Source organism: Celeribacter halophilus, assembly GCF_018860305.1.
GTDB classification, from domain to species: domain Bacteria; phylum Pseudomonadota; class Alphaproteobacteria; order Rhodobacterales; family Rhodobacteraceae; genus Celeribacter; species Celeribacter halophilus_A.
The window spans coordinates 242153-263161 of the sequence record NZ_JAHKPE010000040.1 but is presented as its reverse complement, the minus strand read 5'-3'; the positions used below and the strand labels follow the sequence as shown (position 1 = coordinate 263161).

Annotated in this window: 17 protein-coding genes; 11 read left to right on the top strand and 6 right to left on the bottom strand. The window is 60.9% G+C overall.

What is annotated here, in order from left to right:
• Position 1: 1 nt before the first annotated feature.
• From hisG to hisS, 3 genes are read right to left on the bottom strand one after another with little or no spacing between them, the layout of a single operon-like run.
• Positions 2–700 carry an ATP phosphoribosyltransferase gene (gene hisG / locus KO492_RS18370; RefSeq protein WP_066606930.1) on the bottom strand — a complete coding sequence of 233 codons (699 nt, stop codon included), beginning with the start codon at positions 698–700 and terminating at the stop codon, positions 2–4.
• Positions 700–1797: an ATP phosphoribosyltransferase regulatory subunit gene (locus KO492_RS18365; RefSeq protein WP_216046290.1), complete on the bottom strand. Its 1098-nt coding sequence runs from the start codon at positions 1795–1797 to the stop codon at positions 700–702. The genes hisG and KO492_RS18365 overlap by 1 nt, the downstream gene beginning before the upstream one ends.
• Positions 1797–3281 (bottom strand): histidine--tRNA ligase, encoded by a 1485-nt coding sequence (gene hisS / locus KO492_RS18360; RefSeq protein ID WP_216046289.1) that lies wholly within the window; start codon positions 3279–3281, stop codon positions 1797–1799. The genes KO492_RS18365 and hisS overlap by 1 nt, the downstream gene beginning before the upstream one ends.
• 146 nt (positions 3282–3427) lie before the next feature.
• Here hisS and KO492_RS18355 point away from each other — a divergent pair, with 146 nt between their 5' ends.
• Positions 3428–3640, top strand: coding sequence for a SlyX family protein (locus tag KO492_RS18355; RefSeq protein ID WP_066606921.1), 213 nt, complete (start codon positions 3428–3430; stop codon positions 3638–3640).
• Between the two features lie 104 nt (positions 3641–3744).
• On the opposite strand, the gene KO492_RS18350 is transcribed toward KO492_RS18355, so the two are convergent.
• Both KO492_RS18350 and dnaE read right to left on the bottom strand, forming a co-directional pair.
• A complete protein-coding gene (locus KO492_RS18350; protein ID WP_216046288.1) occupies positions 3745–4824 on the bottom strand; it encodes a hypothetical protein in 1080 nt (359 codons plus the stop codon).
• A complete protein-coding gene (gene dnaE, locus KO492_RS18345) occupies positions 4824–8342 on the bottom strand; it encodes a DNA polymerase III subunit alpha (RefSeq protein ID WP_216046287.1) in 3519 nt (1172 codons plus the stop codon). The genes KO492_RS18350 and dnaE overlap by 1 nt, the downstream gene beginning before the upstream one ends.
• A gap of 248 nt (positions 8343–8590) precedes the next feature.
• Between dnaE and xdhA the strand changes: the two genes are divergently transcribed.
• The 10 genes from xdhA (at position 8591) to panB (ending at position 20402) form a co-directional block, all read left to right on the top strand.
• The gene (xdhA, locus tag KO492_RS18340) at positions 8591–9964 is read left to right on the top strand and encodes a xanthine dehydrogenase small subunit (protein WP_216046286.1); all 1374 of its coding nucleotides are present in this window, start codon (positions 8591–8593) and stop codon (positions 9962–9964) included.
• The gene (gene xdhB, locus KO492_RS18335; RefSeq protein WP_216046285.1) at positions 9964–12366 is read left to right on the top strand and encodes a xanthine dehydrogenase molybdopterin binding subunit; all 2403 of its coding nucleotides are present in this window, start codon (positions 9964–9966) and stop codon (positions 12364–12366) included. Before xdhA ends, xdhB begins: the two co-directional genes overlap by 1 nt.
• Positions 12363–13286, top strand: coding sequence for a xanthine dehydrogenase accessory protein XdhC (gene xdhC, locus KO492_RS18330; protein WP_216046284.1), 924 nt, complete (start codon positions 12363–12365; stop codon positions 13284–13286). The genes xdhB and xdhC overlap by 4 nt, the downstream gene beginning before the upstream one ends.
• The gene (locus KO492_RS18325) at positions 13283–14794 is read left to right on the top strand and encodes an ABC transporter ATP-binding protein (RefSeq protein ID WP_216046283.1); all 1512 of its coding nucleotides are present in this window, start codon (positions 13283–13285) and stop codon (positions 14792–14794) included. Before xdhC ends, KO492_RS18325 begins: the two co-directional genes overlap by 4 nt.
• A complete protein-coding gene (locus tag KO492_RS18320) occupies positions 14791–15876 on the top strand; it encodes an ABC transporter permease (protein ID WP_216046282.1) in 1086 nt (361 codons plus the stop codon). Before KO492_RS18325 ends, KO492_RS18320 begins: the two co-directional genes overlap by 4 nt.
• Positions 15876–16802 carry an ABC transporter permease gene (locus tag KO492_RS18315; protein ID WP_216046338.1) on the top strand — a complete coding sequence of 309 codons (927 nt, stop codon included), beginning with the start codon at positions 15876–15878 and terminating at the stop codon, positions 16800–16802. Before KO492_RS18320 ends, KO492_RS18315 begins: the two co-directional genes overlap by 1 nt.
• 38 nt (positions 16803–16840) lie before the next feature.
• Positions 16841–17926, top strand: coding sequence for a BMP family ABC transporter substrate-binding protein (locus tag KO492_RS18310; RefSeq protein WP_216046281.1), 1086 nt, complete (start codon positions 16841–16843; stop codon positions 17924–17926).
• Positions 17927–18142: 216 nt separating this feature from the next.
• Entirely contained in the window at positions 18143–18493 is a 351-nt protein-coding gene (locus KO492_RS18305; protein WP_066606897.1) for a carboxymuconolactone decarboxylase family protein, read from the top strand.
• Between the two features lie 214 nt (positions 18494–18707).
• Positions 18708–19556, top strand: coding sequence for a pantoate--beta-alanine ligase (panC, locus tag KO492_RS18300; protein ID WP_216046280.1), 849 nt, complete (start codon positions 18708–18710; stop codon positions 19554–19556).
• Between the two features lie 27 nt (positions 19557–19583).
• Positions 19584–20402, top strand: a complete 819-nt coding sequence (gene panB / locus KO492_RS18295) for a 3-methyl-2-oxobutanoate hydroxymethyltransferase (protein WP_216046279.1) — start codon at positions 19584–19586, stop codon at positions 20400–20402.
• A 334-nt stretch (positions 20403–20736) separates the two neighbouring features.
• Here panB and KO492_RS18290 read toward each other — a convergent pair whose 3' ends face one another.
• On the bottom strand, positions 20737–20934 hold the full coding sequence (locus tag KO492_RS18290; RefSeq protein ID WP_216046278.1) for a CsbD family protein: 198 nt from the start codon (positions 20932–20934) through the stop codon (positions 20737–20739).
• Positions 20935–21009 lie beyond the last annotated feature (75 nt).

The window sequence follows — 21009 nt, the reverse complement described above, 5'->3', positions numbered from 1 at the left end:
ATCAGTCGTCCAGCCCCATCATCCGGCACAGCTCTGCGAGCGTGGCGCGGTCCTCGTCGGTCCAGTGTGCCATGCGCGATTTGAACAGCGTCGCCTGAGAGCGGTGCACCGGATCACAGTTGAGGATTTTCAGGTGGTTGGCCCGCAAGGTCTCGCCCGTCGAGGTGATGTCGGCAATTGCCTCTGCGGTCAGGTTTTTCACCGTGCCTTCGGTGGCGCCCTGACTGTCGACAAGCTGGTAATCGGCCACACCATGCGCTTTGAAATATTCGCGGATCAGGTGGTGGTATTTCGTCGCGATCCGCAGACGGAAACCGTGGCGCGCACGGAAGGCGGCGGCGGCAGCATCCAGATCGTCGAGCGTATCGACATCGGTCCAGCATTTCGGCACGGCGATGATCAGGTCGGCATGGCCAAACCCCATCGGCGCCAGTTCATACACTTTGTTTTCCCAGCTAGCCAACTTGTCGCGCACCAGATCCGATCCGGTGACGCCCATATGGATACGGCCAGCGGCGAGTTCGCGCGGGATTTCGGAGGCCGAGAGCATCACAAGCTCCACACCCTCGATCCCGTCGACCACGCCGGAATATTCCCGCTCGGCCCCCGCACGCGACAAAGTCACGCCGCGCTCGGAAAACCATTCAAAGGTCTTGTCCATCAACCGGCCCTTGGAGGGCACGCCCAGTTTGACGACCATCACGCGCCTCCTTTCAGGCTCAGGAGCACATTCGGGCGGATCACCCCGCCCACGGCGGGAATTGACCGCCCCTGCCCCAAAACAGCGGTGAGCGCATCATAGCGCCCGCCGGTGGCCACAGGCGGCAGGTCGGGGCGGGCTTCGGCGTAAAACCCGAAGACGAACCCGTCGTAATATTCCATCGAGGTGCGGCCATAGGAGGCTTCGAACACAAGGTTCTCCACATCAACGCCGCGTTTGCCCAGCGCCTCGGTGCGGCGGCTCAACAGGTTCACCGCATCGGAAATCGCTGGCAGATCGACCGCAATATCGCGCAGTTGCGACAGCACATGCGGCAGGGTCTCCTTGAGCGAAAGGATGTCTTCGAGCAATTCGATCTCGCTGGCGGGGATCGGCGGGGCGCTGGCGTCTTCTTCAAGCGCCTTGATACGCATGTCGATCTCCGTCTGTGTGCGCAGCCCGATAAAGGGCGCCTCACCCTCTTTCAGATTGGCACGCACGCGGTCGAGATTTTGCTGGCGCAAGCCTGTGCCCGCTTCGGAAAACCGCGTCATCAAGGCGCGGAAACGACGCGGCCGCCAGATGTGACGCAAGAGCGCGGCGCGGCGGGTTTCGGTCGTGTTCAACCCTGCCACAGCGGCCTTGAGGATGCCAATGTCCCCCGTCGCGGCACGCAGGTCATGTTCCGCCAGCGCCTCCGCGAAATTGGCGAAGACTTCGGCATCGGCGGCAGCCGGATCGGAGCCGTCGAAGACCTCGTAGCCGACCTGAAAATACTCGCTGGCGCGGCTGGGCATGTCTTCCTGTTTGCGAAACACCTCGCCCGCATAGGTGTATCGCGCAGGTTCGGCCCCATCGCTCATATGTTGCTGCACCATAGGCACGGTGAAATCCGGACGCAGCATCATCTCACCATGTTCGGGATCATCGGTCACATAGGCCCGCGCGCGGATGTCCTCTCCGTACAGGTCCAAAAGCACCTCGGCAGGCAGGAGAATATCCATCTCGACAGGCAGCGCACCTTGCGCCTCGAACAGAGCCTTGAGCCGTGCGGCCTCGGTCTTGACGGCGGCTTTCGTGATTTCGGGGCGGGGCATCAGGAATAGCTTTCGATGATTTCACGCACCTTGGCGACCATCTGGTCGCGCGGCACTTCATACTGGTTGGGGCGGTCTTTCCACTCCTCAAGAGAAGCATTCTCCGCCAGTTTCGTGCCGAGGATCAGATCCTTGATCTGCACCACGCCGCGTTCCGCCTCGTCACCCCCCTGAATGATCGCCACAGGGCTTTCCCGTTTGTCGGCATATTTGAGCTGGTTGCCGAAGTTCTTCGGATTGCCCAGATAGACCTCGGCGCGGATGCCCGCCTGACGCAGTTCCGTGACCATTGTCATATAATCACCCATCCGGTCGCGATCCATCACGGTCACGACGACAGGCCCCTGTGCCGTGGACCCGATCCGGCCCGTGGCGCGCAAGGCGGCCAGAAGGCGGTCAACGCCGATCGACATGCCGGTTGCGGGCACGGCCTGACCGGTGAAGCGTTTCACCAGATCATCATAGCGCCCGCCGCCCGCGACAGAGCCGAATTCACGCACGCGACCTTTCTCGTCCGTGATCTCGAAGGTCAGTTCCGCCTCGTAGACAGGGCCGGTGTAATAGCCCAAGCCCCGCACCACGGCGGGGTCGATCACGATGCGGTCGGGGCCGTAGCCCTGACCTTCGAGCAGGGTTGCGATCTGGCGCAGCTCGTCCACACCTTCGATACCGGTCTTGGCCTCTCCAACCAGTTCCGCCAGACGGTCCAATGTCGCCGCGTTGCTGTCCTGACGCCCGTTCACAAAGCCGAGGATCAACTCGACCTGCGCGGTCTCCAGACCTGCGCCTTTGGTGAAGTCGCCACTCTCGTCCTTGCGCCCCTCGGTGAGCAAGGCCATCACGCCCGCATCCCCGAATTTGTCATGCTTGTCGATGGTGCGCAGAACGATGCCGCGTACATTGGCGAATTCTTCGGTGTCGGGCAGGCCAGCGGCCTCCAGCACCCCGTCGAGCACCTTCCGGTTGTTTACGCGGATGATGTAATCGCCACGCTTGATGCCAACGGCCTCCAGCGTATCGGAGAGCATCGCGCAAATCTCCGCATCGGCGGCCACAGAGGGCGCGCCAACAGTGTCGGCGTCGCATTGGTAGAACTGGCGGAAACGTCCCGGACCGGGTTTCTCGTTGCGCCACACCGGCCCCATTGCAAAGCGGCGGTAGGGCGAAGGCAGGTCCTGACGGTATTGTGCCGCCACACGCGCCAGCGGCGCGGTCATGTCATAGCGCAGGGCGACCCAATCGGAATCATCTTCCTGCCATGCAAAGACACCCTCGTTCGGGCGGTCCACATCAGGCAGGAACTTGCCAAGCGCCTCGACGGTTTCCACCGCAGAGGTTTCCAGCGCCTCGAACCCGTAATGATGATAGACTTTGGCGATCTGATCGAGCATATGCTTGCGCTCGGTCACTTCTGTGCCGAAGTAATCACGAAAGCCCTTGGGCGTCACTGCCTTGGGGCGCGGGGTTTTCTTGGGCTTGGCCATGGCTGGTCCTTTTGCTCACTGTCGCGGGCGGCATATCGCACAGGCGGCTCAGGGGCAAGACGGGGCAGGCCCGCAAGGGGTGAAAACCCGTGCAAAACCGCCTATATTGGACAGTGGATCAGTTCACCACTGAGAGGGAGAAAGACATGTCAAACGAAACCCGCGTGACCGTGCTCGAAGAACAGGTCGCCTATCTCACCAAAACAGTCGAAGAACTCTCCGATGTGGTTGCAAAACAGGAACGCATGTTGGAGTTGGTCGAACGGCGGCTGGGCATGTTGATGGAGGCCGAGGCGCTCCGCCAATCCGATTCCGAGGGCACCGTCGCTCTGGCCGACCAGCGGCCGCCGCACTGGTAAGCCCGCCACCTGCATGGCTCACCGCGAGGTCATAGACCGCGTTTGCGCCGCATAACGCGTTGCGAAAGAGTGTGTTCAGTCAGGCGCTTCAGACAGGCCGCGCCTCAGCGCATTTCCTCGCTCATCACCTGACCGTCATGCAGCAACAGTTCCAGCCAGTCCTCCTCCGCCCCGAAACGGGGATAGATCGAGACAAAGGCCACCTGACGCTCCAGATCACTCAGCCGCTCCGCAGGGCAATAGGAACCACGGCCCACGCCGCAGGTCTTGCGCTTGATCTTCTCGTAGGTCTTGTCCGCATTCGACCAGTCACGGTCCGTGTCGTCGGAATAGCGCAACACCTCATGCAGCCCCGCCGCGCCGAACATCACCAGCGCCGCTGTGACCTGACGTGCGCAGCCATCGGCAAAGCCGGTGATATACTGGCTGTGCGGGGCGGTGTTTTCAGGGGCGCTGTCGTAAAGCTGCCAGACGGGGCGGCCTTCACGCGGGAACTGGTCAACCTTTGCGCCCATCGCGCGGGGCCGGATCTCGCAATTGATCCCGACCTCGCCAAAGGGCAGCACCTCACCGGTTTTCACAGTCGAAACCGGTCCGTTTTCGGGCGCGGCTTTCAGAAAGCCGAACAGCGGCTTGCGCGTCTTGGCGGCAGGCTTGGCGGGCTGAGCCTCTGGCGCAGTCTCTTCGGGAACTTCGAGGAGCGTGCTTTGCACGCCGTAAGTCTCCGGTCGCACCTCGGAACTCTCGGCCTCGGCAAGGGCGGCTCCGGCCTCCGTCTCCACCCGCATGGCGACCTCGTCGGTCGCCCCCTCGGCACGTTTCGGTTTCAGAAAGCTGAAGATGCCGCCGAATCCGGCTTTCTGGACCTCTGTGGTCGCGGCACGAATCTCTGGTGTCTCTGCGACATCCGGCTCGTCACCGGCGGCCATATCAGCGGTCGTGTCTACAACCAGCGCGGCATCAGTAGACGGCTCGCCCATCTCGTCAGACAGTTCGCCGCCCTTCAACTCATCCGCTTCGACCTGCGCCGTTTCGTGGAGCACCTCGGCACCATCCGCCGCCGCGACGGCCTCCTCAGCGACAGGTGCTACGACCTCTCCCGACGGCGGGGCGAGAAACTCCGGCACAGACATCTGACACGCGCTCAAAAGCAGCCCGCAAGAGGTGAGCAAGACGCAGCGCATCAAATGTCCTCAACCATAATCACTCCATCGAAAGACTTGATCGCGCCTTTGACTTCCGGCGTGATGACAAACGGTTTGGGCACGTCGATATCCACCTCGTTGGGATAATCCGGTGCCATGATGCAAAAGCTGATCGCGCCTTTGGGCGGCTGTTTTGCCTCTTCGGTGATGCGGGTCAGAAGCTCACCCACCTGTGCGATGGCGCTGGCGTCCTCGCAATAGATCTTGAGCCCCGCCCCGCCGGCATCCGCGACCACCGTATCCATCGGCGCGACCGAGCGGATCATCGGGTCGAACTGCCCGTCATTGAACCGCCCTTCGAGCGTCACCACCAGCTTGTCGTGGTTCTCGAAGATCGTATAGGCGCTCTCGTAATCGCCCTTTTTCGGGAACATGGCGATGCCCGCCAACTGACCGGTGGAGTCAGAGATATTCATCCGGAAATAGCGCGTGCCCTTGCCCGATTTCATCGGACGGAAGCCCGAAACCAGCACGCCGACCTTCATGATCGCGCCGCCTTCGGCTTCGGCCTTGGCCTGCACCTCGGCAATCGTACCGATCTTCTTGCGTTTCAGGGCGCTGGCATAGTCGTCGAGCGGGTGGCCGGAGAGATAGAACCCGATGGCCTTGTGTTCTTCCATCAACCGCTCGGAGGCGACCCAGTCATTTACCGGCGAGAGGCGCGGTTCCGGCAGGTCTTCACCCGCATCACCAAAGAGCGAGACCTGATTGGAGGCCTTTTGCTCATGGATCGCGGCGGAATATTGCACCAGCGCATCAAGGCTCTCGAAGACGCGGCGGCGGTTGCTGTCGAGCTGGTCGAAGGCGCCCGCGCGGGCGAGCATCTCAAGCGGGCGTTTGCCGACCTTCTTGAGATCGACGCGACGCGCGAAATCGAACAGCGTGACAAAGGGTTTGCCGCCTTCTTCGCGCGCACGGACGATCAGTTGCATCGCCTCTCCGCCGACGTTTTTGAGCGCGCCCAGCGCATAGACCAGTTTCTGGTCCACCACATCGAAAGTCGCAAGCGAGCGGTTCACGCATGGCGGAATGATCTCGATCCCCAGCCCGCGTTTGACCTCTTCGGCATAGATGGAGAGCTTGTCGGTGAGGTGGATATCGCAATTCATCACCCCCGCCATGAACTCGACGGGATGGTTCGCCTTGAGCCAGCCGGTCTGGTAGGACACCACCGCATAGGCCGCCGCGTGGGATTTGTTGAACCCGTAGTTGGCGAATTTCTCCAGAAGGTCGAAAACCTCGGAGGCTTTCTTTTTGTCGACCCCGTTCTTGGCCGCGCCCTCTTCGAATTTCGGGCGCTCGGCGTCCATCGCCTCCTTGATCTTTTTCCCCATCGCACGGCGCAACAGGTCGGCGCCGCCAAGGCTGTAACCCGCCATGACCTGCGCGATCTGCATCACCTGTTCCTGATAGACGATGATGCCTTGGGTCTCGGCCAGAATGTGGTCAATCGTCGGATGGACGGATTCCAACTCCTTGCGCCCGTGTTTCACGTCGCAATAGGTCGGGATGTTCTCCATCGGCCCCGGACGGTAGAGCGCCACAAGCGCCACGATGTCTTCGATACAGGTCGGCTTCATCTGACGCAGCGCCTGCATCATGCCCGAGCTTTCCACCTGAAACACCGCAACCGTTTTCGCATCCGAATAGAGCTTGTAGGTCTTTTCGTCATCCAGCGGGATGAGGTTGATCTGGTTCTCCCCGCCCTCGGGCGGCTCGTAAAGCTGTGTCCCGTCCGCCGCAACATGCAGCGGGCGGCCCGATTTGAAGATCAGGTCCATCGCCGACTGGATCACCGTCAGCGTCTTGAGCCCCAGAAAGTCGAACTTCACCAGACCCGCCTGCTCGACCCATTTCATGTTGAACTGGGTGGCGGGCATGTCGGAGCGCGGGTCCTGATAGAGTGGCACCAGATGGTCCAGTGGCCGGTCCCCGATCACAACCCCCGCCGCGTGGGTCGAGGCGTTGCGCAACAGCCCTTCGACCTGCTGGCCATAGGTCAGAAGCCGGTCCACAACCTCCTCGTTGCGGGCCTCTTCGCGCAGTTTCGGCTCGTCTTCCAACGCCTGCTTGATCGAAACCGGCTTCACCCCCTCGACAGGGATCAGCTTCGACAGCCGGTCCACCTGCCCGTAAGGCATCTGCAACACCCGCCCGATGTCCCGCACCGCCGCCTTGGACAAAAGCGCACCAAAGGTGATGATCTGCCCCACCTTGTCGCGCCCGTATTTCTCCTGCACATAGCGGATGGTTTCCTCGCGGCGGTCCATGCAGAAGTCGATGTCGAAGTCAGGCATAGACACACGTTCGGGGTTCAGGAACCTCTCGAACAGCAGCGAATAGCGCAGCGGGTCCAGATCGGTGATGGTCAGACAATAGGCGACCAGAGAACCGGCCCCCGACCCCCGACCGGGCCCGACCGGAATACCGTGATCCTTCGACCACTTGATAAAATCGGCCACGATCAGGAAATACCCCGGAAAGCCCATCTGCTCGATGATGCCCAACTCGAACTTGAGCCGGTCCTCGTAATCCTCCCGCGAGCCTGCCGGCTGGATCACGGCCAGACGTTTGTCGAGACCTTCCCACGCCTGTTTGCGCAGTTCCTCCACCTCGTCATCAGCGAATTTCGGCAGGATCGGCGCACGTTTATAGACCTTGAAGGCACAGCGTTTCGCGATCTCCACCGTGTTCTCGATGGCTTCGGGCAGATCGGCAAAAAGCGCGGCCATTTCCGACGGCGACTTGAAATAATGCTGCGGGGTCAGACGCCTGCGCGGCTCCACCTGATCGACATAGGCCCCCTCGGCGATACAGATCAGCGCATCATGCGCCTCATACATCTCGCTTTTCGGGAAATAGGCATCATTGGTCGCCACCAAAGGCAAACCCATCTCATAGGCCCATTCGACAAAGGGCCGCTCGGTCAGCCGCTCCGCATCCGTGTGGCTGCCGCCCTCGCCCGGATGGCGCTGCAACTCGACATAGAGCCGGTTCGGGTAGATCGCCTTGAACCGCTCCAGAAGGGCGCGGGCCTGATCGAAGTGATTCTCCAGAATCATCTTGCCCACCGGCCCCAGCGATCCGCCGGTGAGACAGATCAGCCCCTCGGAATATTGCTCCAGCTCGTCCACCGTCACCTGTGGCACACCGTCGTGCTTGTCCACATAGAGACAGGAGTTGAGCTTCATCAGGTTCTCGTAACCCGTCTCGCTCTGGGCCAGAAGCACCACCGGCGCAGGGCGTTTCTGGCGCTCTCCGGGGGCGGCCACATGATAGGCCACATCCACCTGACAGCCGATGATCGGCTGGATCCCTGCGGCCTTGGAATATTCGGAAAATTCCAACGCACAAAAGAGGTTGTTGGTATCCGTCACCGCCACGGCAGGCATGTCCATATCCTTCACCATGCCGCTCAATTTCTTGAGCCGCATCGCCCCTTCAAGAAGCGAGTATTCGGTGTGGACGCGAAGATGGATAAAAGTTGGACTGCTCATTTGCCGCCAAGCTAACGCAAGCCGGTCACGGAGGCCAAGGGCAAAACGTGTCTATTTCACGGCTCCGTTATAAACCGTCCCCGCGCCCGAATTTTGATCATAAGTGCAAAATTTGCGCAAGAACCTGTCACCATGCCGCGCAAATCCCTTGCAAAACGCCTGTCGGAGCGGTTTCCTAACAGGAACTCATTCGCGTTTTCCGCCGCATCGGGCGCGGGTTTGGAACAAGACAGCGGCAGGTCTGATATATGGAGATCACTTTTCGGCTGAACGGCGAGCTCATCACAGCCAGCGAAACACCGACGCGAACTCTGCTTGACTATTTACGCGAAACACGCGGCCTCACCGGCACAAAAGAGGGCTGCAACGAAGGGGATTGCGGAGCTTGCACCGTGATGGTGGAAGACGCGCAGGGCAAAAAGCCCCTGAACGCCTGCATCCTGTTCCTGCCCCAGCTTCACGGCAAATCCGTCACCACGGTCGAGGGTCTGTCCAAGGGCGACAGCCTGCATCCCGTGCAAAAGGCCATGATCGAAGAACACGGAAGCCAGTGCGGCTTTTGCACGCCGGGCATTGTCATGTCTCTGGCCACAGCACATGCCCGCGGCGAGACGGCGCATAAGGATGTTCTGGCCGGAAATCTCTGCCGCTGCACGGGCTACGCGCCCATCCTGCGTGCCGCGAAAAAGGTCGAGGATGCGCCTGTGCCCGAGGGGCTGGATCACATCCCCTTTGCCACCCCTGCCATTGTCGAGCGCCCCGAGACCACCGACGAGCTTGCCGCCATCTATGCGCTGCGTCCTGATGCGGTGCTGATTGCGGGGGCGACCGATGTCGGACTTTGGGTCACGAAACAGATGCGCGATCTGGGTGAGGTGATTTTCCTTGGCGGGATCGAGGATCTCAAAGGCATAACGGAAACTTCCGACGCATTCGAAATCGGTGCGATGACCCCGATTGCCGATCTGATCGCGACGTTCAAGCCTCATGCGCCCTCGCTTGCGGAGATGTATCGCCGCTTTGCCTCCACACAGGTCCGCGCGGCAGCCACGCTTGGCGGCAATATCGCCAACGGCTCTCCCATCGGTGACAGCCCGCCCCCGCTCATCGCCGCAGGTGCCACGCTGACGCTGCGCAAGGGTGAGGACCGGCGGAGCATCGCGCTGGAAGATTTCTTCATCACCTATGGCAAACAGGACCGCCAGACCTCCGAATTTGTCGAAAGCATCACCGTGCCGAAAGCAGGGCTTGAGAACCTCAAAGTCTACAAGCTCTCGAAACGCTTCGATCAGGACATTTCCGCCGTCTGCGGCGCGTTCAACATCACGGTCACGGACGGAACCATCACCGCCGCCCGCATCGCCTTTGGCGGCATGGCCGGCACGCCTGCACGCGCCAAGACCGTCGAGGCGGCGCTGACCGGCAAGCCGTGGACGCAGGAGACCATCGACGCAGCCCTGCCCGCCTTTGCCGAGGATTACACGCCCATGAGCGACATGCGGGCCTCGAACACCTACCGCCTCACCACCGCGCAAAACATGCTGCGGCGCTATTTTGCAGAGGATCAGGGCCTTGCCACATCGGTCCTTTCGGTCACGCAAACCGGAAAGGAGGACGCATAATGTCAGTCGGCTCCCCCCTTCCCCATGACGCGGCCAAGCTCCATGTCACCGGACAGGCGCGTTACATTGACGATATTCCGCTGCCTGCGGGCACGTTGCATCTGGCCTTTGGCCTGTCCACCATCGCCCATGGCGAGATCACCGCAATGGACCTCTCCGCCGTGCGGGCCGCACCGGGTGTGGTGCGGGTCTATACGGCAGAGGATTTCGGCGACCATGTGCCGGACTGTTCGCCCTCTCTGGGCGACGAGCCGCTTCTGACGTCTTCGGAGGTGCAGTTCATCGGCCAGCCGGTGTTCCTCGTCGTCGCCACCTCGCATCTGGCCGCGCGCAAGGCCGCCAAACTTGGCAAGATCGACTACAAGGAACGCCCCGCGATCCTCGACTATGACACCGCGATGGAGGCAGAAAGCCGTTTCGAAGAAGGCCCGCGCATCTATGGCTGTGGCGACGCGGCTCAGGCCATCGCCAAGGCCCCGCACAAGATCGAAGGCACCATCGAGATCGGCGGGCAGGAACATTTCTACCTCGAAGGTCAGGCCGCCGCCGCCGCCCCGCAGGAAGGCGGCGATATGGTCGTCTATTCCTCCACCCAGCACCCCTCCGAAATCCAGCACAAGGTCGCCCACGCGCTCCATGTGCCGATGCATGCGGTGCGTGTGGAAACCCGTCGCATGGGCGGCGGCTTTGGTGGCAAGGAGTCCCAAGGCAACTGGCTTGCCATCGCCTGCGCCATCGCGGCACGCGACACCGGCAAGCCCTGCAAAATGCGCTATGACCGCGACGATGACATGATCATCACCGGCAAGCGCCACGACTTCCGCATCTCCTACACCTGCGGCTTTGACGAGGACGGGCGCATTCTCGGCGTCGACTTCCTGCAACTGACCCGCGCGGGCTGGTCACTGGACCTGACCCTGCCCGTGGCCGACCGTGCCATGCTGCATGCGGACAATGCCTATTTCCTGCCGAACGCACGGATCGAAAGCCACCGGCTCAAGATGAACACCCAGTCCAACACCGCCTATCGCGGCTTTGGCGGGCCGCAAGGCGTTCTGGGCATCGAACGTGTCGTCGACCATATCGCGCACACGCTGGGCAAAGACCCTGTCGAAGTGCGCAGGCTCAACTATTACGACGAGATGGTCACCCCCACCGCAGGCGACGGACAGCCCGAAGACCATGTGCTCTCGCTTGACGGAGAGCCCACCTCCGAAGGCAGCGTCGAACATCTCGACCCGCACCCGCAACACGCGGGCGGCCAACTCACCCCGCGCGGCAAGCTCACCCCCTACGGGCAGGAGGTCGAGGACTTCATCCTGCACGGCATGACCGAAAAGCTCATGGAGACCGCTGACTATGCCGCGCGCAAAGAGGCCGTCGCACAGTGGAACGCCGAAAACCCGATCATCAAAAAGGGGCTCGGCGTCTCGCCCGTCAAATTCGGCATTTCCTTCACGCTGACCCACCTCAATCAGGCGGGGGCGCTGGTCCATATCTACAATGACGGTTCGATCCACCTGAACCACGGCGGCACGGAAATGGGGCAAGGTCTGTTCCAGAAGGTCGCCCAAGTCGCCGCCACGGAATTCGGTGTCTCGCTCGACAAGGTCAAGATCACCGCGACGGACACCGCCAAAGTGCCCAACACTTCGGCCACCGCCGCCTCTTCCGGCACCGATCTTAACGGTATGGCGGTGAAAAACGCCTGTGACCGCATCCGCACGCGACTTGAGGTCTTTATCCTCGAACGTTTTGGCGAAAGCGATGTGACATGGTCCGGCGGCAAGGTCCGCTTCGGCACACAGGAGATGAGCTTCGAGGAGCTGGTGAGCCTTGCCTATATGAACCGCGTCTCGCTTTCCGCGACAGGGTTCTACAAGACGCCAAAGATCGAATGGGACCGGATCAAGGGCAAAGGCCGCCCGTTTTTCTACTTCGCCCACGGCATCGCCATCACCGACGTGGCGCTCGACACGCTCACCGGCGAAAACCGCATCCTGCGCGCCGACATCCTGCATGACGCGGGGGCCTCGCTCAATCCGGCCATCGACAAAGGCCAGATCGAAGGCGGCTATGTGCAGGGTGCAGGCTGGCTCACCACCGAGGAACTGGTCTGGGACGACAAGGGGATGCTCAGGACCCACGCCCCCTCGACCTACAAAATCCCCGCCTGTTCCGACGCGCCCGAAGTGTTCAACGTGGATCTGTGGGACGGGCGCAACCGCGAAGAAACGATCTATCGATCCAAAGCCGTGGGCGAGCCGCCCTTCATGCTGGGCATCTCCGCCTTTCTCGCGCTCTCGGATGCCTGCGCCGCCTGTGGCCCGCATTATCCCGCGCTCAACGCCCCCGCCACGCCAGAGGAATGTCTCAACGCCATTGCGAGGGCACGCGGATGAGCTTTGACCGCGAAGCATTATGCGCGGCCATTGCAACACATGGCCGCGTCGCGCGTGTTGTTGTGGCAGAGGTCCAAGGCTCCGCCCCGCGCGAAGTCGGTGCCGCCATGCTGGTCTGGCAGACTAACAACGGACCGGCGCAATCCGGCACGATAGGCGGCGGCACTTTGGAATATGAGGCGGCCAGACACGCCTTCACCGCACCGCGCCTGCAACGCCTGCCGCTTGGCCCCGCAATGGGCCAGTGCTGCGGCGGGGCGGTGACGCTTCTGACCGAAGTGTTCGAAGATGCCGAGGATATTCCCGAGGACATTTTCGCCCGCGGTCCCGGCCCCATGCCTTTTGCTGTGAAAAAAGCTCTCACCGAAGCGCGGGCGCAGGGTGTGGTCACACCGAAACTCTATGGCGCGTGGATGGTCGAACCTGTCACCCGCGCCACGCGGCCGATCTGGGTCTGGGGCGCAGGCCATGTGGGGCGTGCCATCGTGACCACGCTTGCGCCGCTGCCCGAGCTTGCCATCACATGGGCGGACACCGCCGCCGCACGGTTTCCCGATCACATCCCCGATGGCGTCACCCGACTCGTGGCCGCCAGACCGGACACGCTCGTGCCCTACGCGCCACCAGAGGCCGAACACCTGATTCTCACCTATTCCCATGCGCTTGATCTGGAGCTGTGCCACCGCGTTCTGTCGCACGGATTCGCCTTTGCCGGCCTGATCGGGTCGCGCACGAAATGGGCGCGGTTCCGCAACAGGCTGCGCGATCTTGGTCACACAAATGCCCAAATCGACCGCATTTGCTGTCCAATTGGGCAACCTGACCTCGGGAAACACCCTCAGGCCATTGCGGTCGGGGTCGCTGCGCAAGTAATCTCGCGAAGAGAGATCACAGAATCCTACGGGGAACGGACAGGGTGACAGAACTTTTAAAAGTCGTGGGACTGACCCGCGAATATCCCGGCGTGCGCGCCAATGACGATGTCAGTTTTTCCATCGGCACGGGCGAGGTTCACGCGCTTTTAGGCGAAAACGGCGCCGGAAAATCCACCCTTGTCAAGATGATCTACGGGCTGGAAAAACCGGATGCGGGCTTTATGAAACTGCGTGGCGGCTCCTACACGCCCGCCAATCCACAGGCCGCCCGTGCCGCCGGTGTCGCCATGGTGTTCCAGCATTTTTCCCTGTTCGAAGCCTTGAACGTAGCAGAGAATGTCGCGCTCGGCATGGAGAACCCGCCGAAGATGCGTGAACTGGCGGCCTCTATCCGTCAGGTCTCCGAGAATTACGGCCTGCCCTTGGACCCCGACCGCATTGTGGGCGATCTGTCGGCGGGGGAGCGGCAACGGGTGGAGATCATCCGCTGTCTTTTGCAAGACCCGAAGCTTCTCATCATGGACGAGCCGACCTCGGTCCTGACGCCGCAAGAGGTCGAGATCCTGTTCAAGACCCTGCGCAAGCTGCAATCCGAGGGCACGTCGATCCTCTACATCTCCCACAAACTCGAAGAAATCCGTGCGCTGTGTGACGAGGCGACAATCCTGCGGCTGGGCAAGGTCGTGGGCGAATGTGATCCGAAAACCACCACCGCACGCGATATGGCGGAGATGATGGTGGGCCAGACGCTTCATGTCCCATCACGCGAAAGCAGCGAGGCGGGGGAGATGTTGCTGGAGGTCAAAGACCTTGATTTCGCGCCATCAAACCCGTTTGGCACGCGACTCAAGAAAGTCTCGCTCAAGCTGCGCGCGGGTGAGATTCTGGGCATCGGCGGCGTCGCGGGCAACGGGCAGGACGAATTGCTTTCCGTGCTGTCCGGCGAGGCACGCACCGACAAGGGCGCGATTGCCTTTGACGGGCAGGATGTCAGCGCCTTGGGACCGAATGCGCGGCGCAGGATCGGGCTTCTGACCGCCCCCGAAGAACGTCTCGGCCATGCCGCAGCCCCCAACATGAGCCTGACGGAGAACGCCGCGCTGACCGCGACGATCCGCAAAAAGCTCAGCAAGAACAACTTCCTGAACTGGAAAAAAACCGAAAGCTTTGCCCGCGAGGTCATCAAGGCCTTTGACGTGCGCACCCCCGGTCCCGCCTCTGCGGCGCGCTCGCTGTCGGGCGGCAATTTGCAGAAATTCGTGATTGGCCGCGAGGTGTTGCAAGACCCGAAGGTCTTTGTGGTCAACCAGCCGACATGGGGCGTCGATGCCTCCGCCGCCGCCGACATCCGGCAGGCTCTGCTCGATCTGGCCGCAGGCGGTGCGGGCGTCATCGTGATTTCGCAAGACCTCGATGAACTGATGGAAATTTCCGACCATTTCGCCGCTCTGAACGAAGGCACCCTGACCGCGCCCCGCAAGGCCAAGGGGCTGACCGTCGACGAGATCGGCCTGATGATGGGCGGCGCGCACGATCTGGAGGCCGCACAATGATCACCTTTGTCAAACGACCGCAGCCTTCGAAATTCTGGACCATCGCCACGCCGGTTCTGGCGGTGCTCCTGACCATGATATTGGGCGGGCTGCTGTTTGCCGCTATGGGCAAGGATCCGGTCGTCGCCATTCGCACGATCTTTTGGGACCCGCTGTTCAACGACCAGTTTGCTGCCTATTCGCGGCCCCAGTTGCTTGTGAAAGCCGCGCCTCTGATCCTGATCGCCATCGGCCTGTCGCTGGGCTTCAAGGCGGGCATCTGGAACATCGGCGCCGAAGGGCAATATATCATCGGCGCACTCACAGGGGCCTCTGTCGGGCTGGCGTTCTACCCGCTTGATGCGTGGTGGATTTTCCCGCTGATGGTGATTGCGGGGGCTTTCGGCGGTTTTCTCTGGGCGATGATACCGGCCATCCTCAAGACGCGGTTCAACACCAATGAAATCCTCGTCTCGCTCATGCTGGTCTATGTGGCCGAACAGATCCTCGCCTCCGCCGCCCTCGGGTTTCTGCGCAACCCCGAAGGCAACGGCTTTCCCGGATCGCGCAACCTGAGCCAGATCCCCGCCATGTCGAACCCAGAGCTGATCTCCGGCACAGGCGCGCATTGGGGCGTGGTTGCCGCCTTCGCCGCCGTGGTCGCCGCCTATGTGCTGATCAACAAACACATGCTCGGCTTTCAAATCCGGCTGACGGGCGAAAGCCCCCGCGCCGCGCGGTTTGCAGGCGTCAAGGACAGGCTGCTCGTCGTCTTCTGCCTCGGCACCGCCGGCGCGCTGGCAGGGCTGGCCGGTCTGTTCGAGGTCACAGGCCCCGCAGGCCAGATCTCCATCGACTTCGGCGCGGGCTACGGCTTCACCGCCATCATCGTCGCCTTTCTCGGTCGCCTGCATCCGGTGGGCATCCTGCTCGCGGGCCTGCTGCTGGCGCTCACCTTCATCGGCGGGGAACTTGCACAGTTCATGCTCGGCCTGCCCTCCGCGGCCATTCAGGTCTTTCAGGGGATGCTGCTGATGATCCTTCTGGCGATGGATATTCTCGTCAACTACCGTGTGATGATCGCCAACAAGGAGGCCGCGTGATGGATTTCGGAGGCATCAACCCAGTCATTCTTCTGGCCTCGCTCATGGTCGCCTCGACACCAATCCTTCTGGCCGCTCTGGGCGAGATGGTGACGGAGAAATCCGGCGTGTTGAACCTCGGCGTCGAAGGCATGATGATCACCGGCGCGGTCTGCGGCTTTATCGCAGCGGTCGAAACCGGCTCGCCCACAATGGGCTTTGTCGCCGCAGCCATCGGCGGCATGGCGCTCTCCATGCTCTTTGGCCTGCTGACACAGGTTTTCCTCACCACACAAGTGCCCGCAGGGCTGGCGCTCACACTGATGGGAACCGGTCTGGCCTCCCTGCTCGGGCAGAACTACGTCGGGATCAAACCGCCCTCGCTGCCCGATCTGCATGTGCCGCTCTTGCAGGACATCCCCTTCATCGGCCCCGTCGTGTTCCAACATGACGCCGTGGTCTATCTCAGCCTCTTTGCCGTGGTCGCTGTCTGGACCTTTCTCAAATACACCCGCGCCGGTCTGGTCCTGCGCGCGGTCGGGGAAAACCACGCCGCCGCCCATGCGCTCGGCTACAAGGTCAAGCTGGTGCGCTTTGCCGCCATCGGCTTTGGCGGCGCGATGGCCGGACTGGGCGGGGCCTACATCAGCCTCGTGCGCGTGCCGCAATGGACCGACGGGATCACCGCAGGCATCGGCTGGATCGCTCTGGCGATTGTCGTCTTTGCCTCATGGCGCGCAGGTCGCGTGTTGATCGGGGCCTATCTCTTTGGCGGCATCACCGTGCTGCAACTCAACCTTCAGGCGGCAGGCGCGAAAGTGCCCGTGGAGCTTCTCTCCATGTCGCCGTTCCTTGCGACCATTGTGGTCCTTGTCGTCATTTCCGCCCGCCGTCATGGTGGCACCAACGCCCCCGCGATGCTCGGGCGGATTTTTCACACCTCGTGAGGTTCACGAGGAATTTGTTTCAAAAGGGGAGACTATCCATGAAACGTAGAACTCTGCTGACTGCTGCTGCGGCGGCCTCTGCACTGACCCTTGGCCTTGGCGCACCCGCCTTTGCCCAAGACCCGACCAAAGTCGGCTTTATCTATGTCGGTCCTGTCGGTGACGGTGGCTGGACCTATGAGCATGACCAAGCCCGCCTCAAAGTCGAAGAACATTTCGGCGACAAGGTCGAAACCGTGTTCCAGGAAAGCGTGCCCGAAGGCGCAGATGCCGAACGTGCGATCACGCAGATGGCGCTCTCCGGTGCCGATCTGATCTTCACCACCTCTTTCGGCTACATGGACCCGACCATCAACGTCGCGGCCAAATTCCCGAATGTGAAATTCGAACATGCCACCGGCTATAAAACTGCCGACAACGTGGGTGTCTATTCCGCACGTTTCTACGAAGGTCGCGCCGTTCAGGGCACCATCGCAGGCATGATGACCAAGACCAACAAGGTCGGTTACATCGGCTCCTTCCCGATCCCCGAAGTGATCCGCGGCATCAACTCCGCCTATCTCCACGCCAAGAAGGTGAACCCTGACGTCGAGTTCTCCGTGGTCTGGGCCTACACTTGGTTCGATCCGGCGAAAGAGGCCGATGCCGCTCAGGCGCTCATTGACCAAGGTGCCGATGTGATCCTGCAACACACCGACTCCACCGCGCCGCATGCCGCCGCACAGAAGGCGGGCAATGTCATCACATTCGGTCAGGCCTCCGACATGTCGGAATATGCACCGATGCCGCGCGTGTCTTCGATCATCGACAACTGGGCGCCCTACTACATCGAGCGCATTCAGGCGGTCATGGACGGCACTTGGGAAAGTGACAACACATGGGACGGCATCGGGCCGGGCATGGTTGGCATCGGCGAGATTTCCGACGCGGTTCCCGAAGACGTGAAAGCCGCCGCTCTGGAGATCAAGGACAAGATTGCCTCCGGCGAATATCACCCGTTCACAGGTCCGATCAACAAGCAGGACGGCACGCCTTGGCTGGCCGAAGGCGAAGTGGCCGATGATGGCACGCTTGCGGGCATGAACTTCTATGTCGAAGGTCTGACCGGCGAGATTCCGCAGTAAGCGGCAAGCCTGTCGCGGCCCGACAAGGGTCCGACACCTATCCGACGCAAGTCCGACACCCGATTGGGGCCCGTTTTCGTGACGGGCCCTTTTCCTTTTTGATCTTCGTTTTCCTAAATATTTTCAAAATCGAATATGTTTGATGCCGATCAAAGTCCGCCCTTTCTGCATATGCGAAAAGCGCCCCATGTAAGACACGCGAACAAGGAGTTTCTCATGTCCTGGGTTGAAAAAAACGAAGACATGCGCAATGCGCTGCGCGCCCTGAATAAAGCCAACAAGAACATTCCGGCGGGCTTCGGAGCCATGTCGAAAGCCGCGCTGGAAGGCGATGCGCTGGACCATAAAACCAAGGAATTGCTGGCGCTTGCCATGGCCGTTTCGGTGCGTTGCGAACCCTGTGTCGGCTTTCACGTCGAAGCCCTGATGAAACACGGCGGCACCCGCGAAGAACTGGCCGAAATGCTGGCCATGAATGTGCAGATGGGCGGCGGCCCCGTGCTGATGTATGCGGCAAAAGCGCTGGAATGTTGGGACGAACTGGCCGCGCTCAAAGACAAGAGCTAAGACTGGAAACATTTTTGAAAAGGCGGCCCTCTGGAGGTCGCCTTTTATATTTTATCTATCTGTTTCTGTTAGTTATATGCGTCACATCCAGCTTGCGCCACGCGACTTCTGCGCGGACCGGAAGCCATATCCCTGATCTCCTTGTCGCTCTGCCCCACAGTTTGTAGTCTGCGCGCAATCAGAGGCTCACGAGAGCCGGAACGGAGAAGCAAAGATGAAAATCTGTCGGACCAAACAAGAGATACGGGACACGGTGAAAGCCTTTCGCAGCGCCGGAGAAAGCGTCGGTCTCGTTCCCACAATGGGCTTTTTGCATGACGGCCATCTGACGCTGGTGCGCACGGCACAAAACCGGACCGACCGTGTCATCGTGTCGATTTTCGTCAACCCGACGCAATTCGGAGAAGCCGCCGATCTCGACGCCTACCCGCGCGACGAGGCCCGCGACTTTGCACTTCTGGAGGCCGAAGGGGTCGACGCGGTCTTCTGTCCCACTGTCGACGAAATGTATCACCCCGACAAACAGACCACTGTGCTGACCGAAGAGCTGGACAAAACCCTCATGGGCGCCCTCCGTCCCGGCCACTTCAAAGGCGTCTGCACCGTGGTAACAAAACTCTTCAACATCACCACCCCCAACCAAGCATTTTTTGGTGAAAAGGACTACCAACAGCTTCAAGTCATCAAAACCATGGTCCGCGACCTCGACATGCCCGTCGAGATCACAGGGGTGCCGACCGTGCGCGATGTTGACGGGCTCGCCATGTCCTCGCGCAACGTGCGCCTCTCCGCCGAAGACCGGAAGGCGGCGCGTATCCTCAACAAAGCACTGGCCTATGCCGATTACGAAGTCTCCGACGGGCGCAACGCACAGGATCTCGAAGAGGAAATTCGTGCCTTCATCGCCCGCGAACCCCGCACCCAGATCAAAAGCATCGATGTCCGCGACGCAACGACACTGCAAGAGGTCGAGGGCAAAATCACCCGTCCTGTGGTAATCCTTCTCGCCGCCCGCTTCGGGGATGTGCTATTGATCGACCAAAGGGTGGCACATCCGGCCTAAAGCCCTGAAGGAGGAGGAGGAAAAATCATGTCTACACAAACCGAAACCATTCGACGCGTCACCGTCCCGCAAATCCGCGCCCGCAAAGGCGGTGATCCGATTGTCTCGCTCACCGCCTATCACGCCCATACCGCTGCAATTGCCGAGAAATACTGCGATTTCCTGCTGGTCGGCGATAGTCTCGGCATGGTGATGCACGGGATGGAAAGCACGGTCGGCGTGTCTCTGGACCTGATGATCATGCATGGCAAAGCAGTGGTGCGCGGCACCAAACGCGCGCTGGTCGTCGTGGACATGCCCTTCGGTTCCTATGAGGAAAGCCCCGCACAAGCCTTTCGCAATGCCGCGAAAATCATGAAGGAAACCCAGTGCCAAGCCGTCAAGCTCGAAGGCGGCGCGCGCATGGCGGAGACGATCAAATTCCTCTCCGAACGCGGCATTCCGGTGATGGCCCATATCGGACTGACACCGCAAAGCACCAACATCATGGGGGGCTTCAAAACCCAAGGCCGCGACGAGGATGACTGGCAATTCCATATCGACGACGCCAAAGCCGTAGCCGAAGCTGGCGCGTTTGCCCTAGTCGTCGAAGGTGTGGTCGAACCGCTGGCCGACAAGATCACCAAAGCTGTGGAGATTCCGACCATTGGCATCGGCGCGTCAAAAACCTGCGACGGTCAGATTCTGGTGATGGAAGACATGCTGGGCCTGAACGACTGGGTGCCTAAATTCGTCAAGAAATTCGGCGCTGTCGGGGCCGCCATCGAAGATGCCATTGCGGACTATGCCGAAGACGTCAAATCCCGCGCCTTCCCGACACCTGAGAATGTCTATAAAAACAAATAAACGAGGCGCCTACGGGCGCCTTTTTTGAGTATTTGCGGCACAAAGGAGAGGCGCGAATTGCGCCCTGACCGCCGGTACATTGCGCTGTGACGTCTCCGGAAGGGGTTTGACCCCACGGGTCAGGGCGTCTCCTTCGTGCGCGGCCATCGGCTCTCCAGCCTGTTCCGCAGAACAAGCCTATCCCGAACCGGTTAACTTAAGCCTAACGGCGGTTTCCTTTGTGCCGGAAATACTCATATTTTCCAGATATCCGCATGCAGAGGCCCCCTCTCCAAGCAGGCATCAAGGTCAAAACGCGCCCAACATGAGGGCGCGTTCTGATGTTGCTCACATATCAGAGCTTGTCGATAAACTCATTCACGGCCTTGCGCGCTTCTTCTTTGGACTTGCCATAGCGCTGTTGCAATTTGCCTTCGAGTTGCTCGCGGTTGCCTTCAGCTTCGGCGAGGTCATCCTCGGTCAAATCGCCCCATTCCTCACGAACGCGGCCTTTCATTTCTTTCCATTTACCTTCGAACTGGTCCCGATTCATTTGAGAACCTCCTTTTTCAGTGTCTGAGAAAGAAACGCCCCAAAGGCAGAAAAGGTTCCAAGCCTGTCCGCCGCG

Coding starts and splice junctions, on each gene's coding strand:
- hisG (WP_066606930.1), bottom strand. CDS start 700: ATGGTCGTCAAACTGGGCGTGCCCTCCAAGGGCCGGTTGATGGACAAG.
- KO492_RS18365 (WP_216046290.1), bottom strand. CDS start 1,797: ATGCCCCGCCCCGAAATCACGAAAGCCGCCGTCAAGACCGAGGCCGCA.
- hisS (WP_216046289.1), bottom strand. CDS start 3,281: ATGGCCAAGCCCAAGAAAACCCCGCGCCCCAAGGCAGTGACGCCCAAG.
- KO492_RS18355 (WP_066606921.1), top strand. CDS start 3,428: ATGTCAAACGAAACCCGCGTGACCGTGCTCGAAGAACAGGTCGCCTAT.
- KO492_RS18350 (WP_216046288.1), bottom strand. CDS start 4,824: ATGCGCTGCGTCTTGCTCACCTCTTGCGGGCTGCTTTTGAGCGCGTGT.
- dnaE (WP_216046287.1), bottom strand. CDS start 8,342: ATGAGCAGTCCAACTTTTATCCATCTTCGCGTCCACACCGAATACTCG.
- xdhA (WP_216046286.1), top strand. CDS start 8,591: ATGGAGATCACTTTTCGGCTGAACGGCGAGCTCATCACAGCCAGCGAA.
- xdhB (WP_216046285.1), top strand. CDS start 9,964: ATGTCAGTCGGCTCCCCCCTTCCCCATGACGCGGCCAAGCTCCATGTC.
- xdhC (WP_216046284.1), top strand. CDS start 12,363: ATGAGCTTTGACCGCGAAGCATTATGCGCGGCCATTGCAACACATGGC.
- KO492_RS18320 (WP_216046282.1), top strand. CDS start 14,791: ATGATCACCTTTGTCAAACGACCGCAGCCTTCGAAATTCTGGACCATC.
- KO492_RS18315 (WP_216046338.1), top strand. CDS start 15,876: ATGGATTTCGGAGGCATCAACCCAGTCATTCTTCTGGCCTCGCTCATG.
- KO492_RS18310 (WP_216046281.1), top strand. CDS start 16,841: ATGAAACGTAGAACTCTGCTGACTGCTGCTGCGGCGGCCTCTGCACTG.
- KO492_RS18305 (WP_066606897.1), top strand. CDS start 18,143: ATGTCCTGGGTTGAAAAAAACGAAGACATGCGCAATGCGCTGCGCGCC.
- panC (WP_216046280.1), top strand. CDS start 18,708: ATGAAAATCTGTCGGACCAAACAAGAGATACGGGACACGGTGAAAGCC.
- panB (WP_216046279.1), top strand. CDS start 19,584: ATGTCTACACAAACCGAAACCATTCGACGCGTCACCGTCCCGCAAATC.
- KO492_RS18290 (WP_216046278.1), bottom strand. CDS start 20,934: ATGAATCGGGACCAGTTCGAAGGTAAATGGAAAGAAATGAAAGGCCGC.